Annotated in this window: 4 protein-coding genes; 2 read left to right on the forward strand and 2 right to left on the reverse strand. The window is 41.7% G+C overall.

What is annotated here, in order from left to right; translation table 11 throughout:
• The first annotated feature begins 423 nt into the window (after positions 1–423).
• A complete protein-coding gene (locus WB217_RS00200) occupies positions 424–645 on the forward strand; it encodes a DeoR family transcriptional regulator (protein ID WP_207500860.1) in 222 nt (73 codons plus the stop codon).
• Between the two features lie 57 nt (positions 646–702).
• Here WB217_RS00200 and WB217_RS00205 read toward each other — a convergent pair whose 3' ends face one another.
• Complete coding sequence (locus tag WB217_RS00205; protein ID WP_423989518.1) at positions 703–1,422, reverse strand: 16S rRNA pseudouridine(516) synthase; 720 nt, start codon at positions 1,420–1,422, stop codon at positions 703–705.
• A 260-nt stretch (positions 1,423–1,682) separates the two neighbouring features.
• Here WB217_RS00205 and WB217_RS00210 point away from each other — a divergent pair, with 260 nt between their 5' ends.
• Positions 1,683–1,919, forward strand: a complete 237-nt coding sequence (locus WB217_RS00210; RefSeq protein WP_423989522.1) for a hypothetical protein — start codon at positions 1,683–1,685, stop codon at positions 1,917–1,919.
• A gap of 42 nt (positions 1,920–1,961) precedes the next feature.
• On the opposite strand, the gene WB217_RS00215 is transcribed toward WB217_RS00210, so the two are convergent.
• Positions 1,962–3,584, reverse strand: a complete 1,623-nt coding sequence (locus tag WB217_RS00215) for a putative polysaccharide biosynthesis protein (protein ID WP_423989524.1) — start codon at positions 3,582–3,584, stop codon at positions 1,962–1,964.
• Between the last annotated feature and the right edge of the window lie 208 nt (positions 3,585–3,792).

A 3,792-nucleotide genomic window follows, 5' to 3' on the forward strand; every position in this document is an offset into this window, starting at 1 on the left:
GAAAACTTGAATTTATTTTACTCTTAATTGGTTCTTCCCGTAAACTCTGTGGAATTTCAGGCTCTATTGTTGAGAAAGTATTTTCGGCAATTCCTAACATCTGGGATACTTTTCTCAATTTTCAAACTTTTGTCATATTTAGCCTGTTTAAAGCCATATCGTTAAGTATAAAGATTATTAGGAAGGAGGAAGTGAATAGTCGAGTTATTATTTTTTTGTAAAAAACAGTGAATTATCTGGAATTTTATTTTATTTAGCGTTAAAATAGTCCAAAAGGTAGGACATCTTATAACTGCCTTTAAAAAAGGACGCTAAAGGAGCTGTCTGGAAAGAAGAAAACTACATACTTGAGGATTCGTCTTCAATCAGTTGTCGGTTGCAGGAAAATGACAAGGGGTTTAATAAAGGATAGGGAGTGGTTGTTTGAAACCTTCGACTAACCGGATGATAAACCGCATCAAATCCATCTACATGTTTATATGTCAGAATGGTACTGTCACAACTCAAGATCTTGTAGAGGAGTTTGGGATTACACCTCGAACCATCCAGAGGGATTTGAATGTCCTGGCTTATAACGACTTAGTGAAAAGTCCTAGCCGAGGTAAATGGACAACGACCCAGAAAAAGGTAAAGATGTCATCGTAAATATAAAAAGAAATCGCCTGCATTAGGGCGATTTCTTTTTTTGTATAACACGAAAAGCTATTTAGGTTCGTACATCATGAGCATATCAAGCTCCTCATCAGTAAGCTCCCTGTATTCACCGAGTTCGAGTGTTTCATCAAGCGCTAGCGGTCCCATAGACAAGCGTTTCAGGTAGATTACCCTTTTGCCAACGGCCTGGAACATCCGCTTTACCTGATGGAACTTTCCTTCGGTAATGGTCAGCTCAATATCCGATGTGAGTCCTGATTTTAAAATAACAAGCTCACCCGGCTTCGTTTCATAGCCATCATCAAGGGTGACCCCATTTTTGAACGCTTCTATATCCTCGTCTGTCACTTCTCCATCGATAACCGCAAAATAAGTTTTTGGAACATGTTTCTTAGGCGATAAAAGCCTGTGAGACAGTTGTCCGTCATTGGTGATCAGCAAGAGGCCTTCAGTATCCTTATCAAGCCTGCCAACAGGGAATGGCTCGAACACTAGGTCCTCGACTCCAAGAAGATCGATTACTGTTTCATCACGATTGTCCTCTGTTGCGGAGATGACGCCTGGCGGTTTGTTCATCATCAAATAAATAAATTCCCTGTATTGAATTTCTTCTCCGTTCAATGTCATAGAATCCTTCTCAGGATCGACATGCTGTTTGGCATCCTTAACGACTACGTTATTCACTTTAACGGCACCGTCTTTCAAAAGCTTCTTCACATCTTTCCTGCTGCCATAACCAAGATTCGAAAGAATTTTATCGATTCTCATCGCGAACCTCCTATTTTCTATTAGGCATGCGCCCATTCCTATTCCATTTTTAAACATAGACTAATATCATACTTTACTTTATATGAGGCAGTTTTCGCATACATTGTTGTTTTTCGCATAAAAAAGTAATCCATTATGAATAAGGATTCAGAGGCATCTCTACATTCCTATCATTATTTCCATCAAAACAGTTGGATGGATGCCTTTCACATACAACAGTATGTACGAAAAGAGCCTTAATTAACGAGGAGATGACCACTATGAACTACCGTCAGCAAGGTCAAGGCTTGTTTATCCCGCTACCAGGCGTGCCAGGTGGAGGATTTCCTGGAGGTCCTGGAGGAGGATTCCCGGGAGGACAATTTGAGCAAAGACTAAACCGTCTTGAGCGCCAGGTTGAAAGACTAAATAATCAAATCGACCGGATTGACCGCAGGATTGATCGAATTGAGCGCCGCTTAGGCATCCGTGAAGAAAGCCAGCAGTTTTATTATTAAGATATATGTAAAAATGGCCTTCAATCCAGAAGGCCATTTCTATTATACCGGCAGCCTCAGCTTACGCTTGATTTTAGTTACACGATCTCCAAAAAGCTTGTCCACAAGCTTTGTCCTTAGCCCGAGGTAAAAATAAACCACTGCTCCTACTAATGCTGAGATTACAATTATGACAACCGACTGGAACTTTGAAGCCGGAGAAAGGAACTGGACCAGCACTTGATAGAATGCCATCGTGACCCCGGCCATCAAGCCAGAAAAGGTAATGATTAATGCAATCCTTCGAGCGACAAATCCCATAGGATACCTTGCAAAAGTTTTGATAACAAACATGTTTATCACAATGGCTGCTGTGTAGCCAAGTGCGGTTGATAGAACGGCTCCCTGTGTTTCAAATAATTTTATCAATGGGATATTCAAGCTTAGCTTGACCAATAATCCTGTCAGCAGACTTAAAATTGTAAATCGCTGCTCATTGATTCCCTGCAGGATTGCCGCAGTCACCGAATAGAGAGCAAACAAAATCGCAACAGGAGCGTATGTCCTCAATACCTCTGTGCCTAAATCCTTATGCTCATAGAACACAGTGAACATTGGCTCTGCAAGAAGTGCCAGTCCAACTGTGGCTGGAACAGTCAAATACATGAGCACCTGGAAGGTCTGGTCCAGCTGTCGTCTCATACCCTTTCGGTCGTTTTCGACAAAAGACTTTGTGATGCTCGGTACAAGTGTTAACGAAAAAGCGGTTGCCAGCGATACGGGAATAATCACTAGCTTATGTGATTCAAAATTCAAAATAGAAAACGCGGCCTGCGCCTGGTCTTCAAGCCCAATTGAGCCCATAGCCCTGCTGAACGTAATCTGATCTATGAATTGGAATAAAGGATTGGCTATTCCGACAAAAACGAATGGAGCTGCATAGAGCAATATTTCCTTGTAAATATCCTTTAGGGATATATCAAGCGTACCTTTATCCTCTTTTAAAAGCTCATCAAGATGAGGCTTCCTCTTAAACCAATACCATCCTAAAATCGCGAGGCTGCCGAGTGCACCTATAAAAGCGGCAAATGTTGCTACACTCACTGCAGTTACCAAGCTTCCATTTAACCAATTAAGGACGACATATGCTCCAGCAAGTAAAAATACAATCCTGACAATTTGTTCAACAACCTGTGATACTGCTGAAGGTCCCATTGATTGGTGCCCCTGGAAAAAACCTCGGATCAAGCTCATAAAAGGAACCACAATCAGTGCAAAGCTGACCGCCCTAATGACGGTTGTTACGTCTTCGACACTTATTTCCAGATTCTTTTTAGTAGAACTAATCGAAATCTCCGCAAGGAATGGTGCTGTCATATACATAATCAGAAAAGAAATAATCCCGCTCGCGAGCATGACAACAAGCCCAGATTTAAACAGCTTCCTGCCAACCGCATATTCTTCCATCGCATTGTATTTAGCAATGAATTTTGAAACAGCCAGCGGTACGCCAGCAGTTGCTATACTTATAAAAATCGTATATGGGATATAAGAAAACGAATAAAGAGCGGTACCATGTTCTTTAACGATGGCGTAAAAGGGAATAACATAAAACAGCCCCAGTACCTTAGAAATGATTGTACCAAGCGTTAAAATAAACGTCCCTCTTAAAAGCTTTGATGACATAAAATCCCTTCCTAACAGTTACTTTTCAAAAAATAAGACTCTGTTAAAGTTCAATGTTGTTTTTAAAAACCTGTTGATTGTAGTGGAAGGCGCGCAGACTCCTGCGGGAGCAGCTGGTCAGGTGAGACCCCGCAGGAGCGAAGCGACGAGGAGGCTCAGCGCCAGCCCCGCGGAAAGCGAAGCGCCTGGAACGAAAATCAACAGCCTT

Source organism: Mesobacillus sp. (assembly GCF_049588175.1).
Classification (GTDB): Bacteria; Bacillota; Bacilli; order Bacillales; family Cytobacillaceae; genus Mesobacillus.

What these genes read in the sequence shown, in the direction of transcription:
- WB217_RS00205 (WP_423989518.1), bottom strand. Translation starts at nt 1,422, where the DNA reads ATGAGAATCGATAAAATTCTTTCGAATCTTGGTTATGGCAGCAGGAAA.
- WB217_RS00210 (WP_423989522.1), top strand. Translation starts at nt 1,683, where the DNA reads ATGAACTACCGTCAGCAAGGTCAAGGCTTGTTTATCCCGCTACCAGGC.
- WB217_RS00215 (WP_423989524.1), bottom strand. Translation starts at nt 3,584, where the DNA reads ATGTCATCAAAGCTTTTAAGAGGGACGTTTATTTTAACGCTTGGTACA.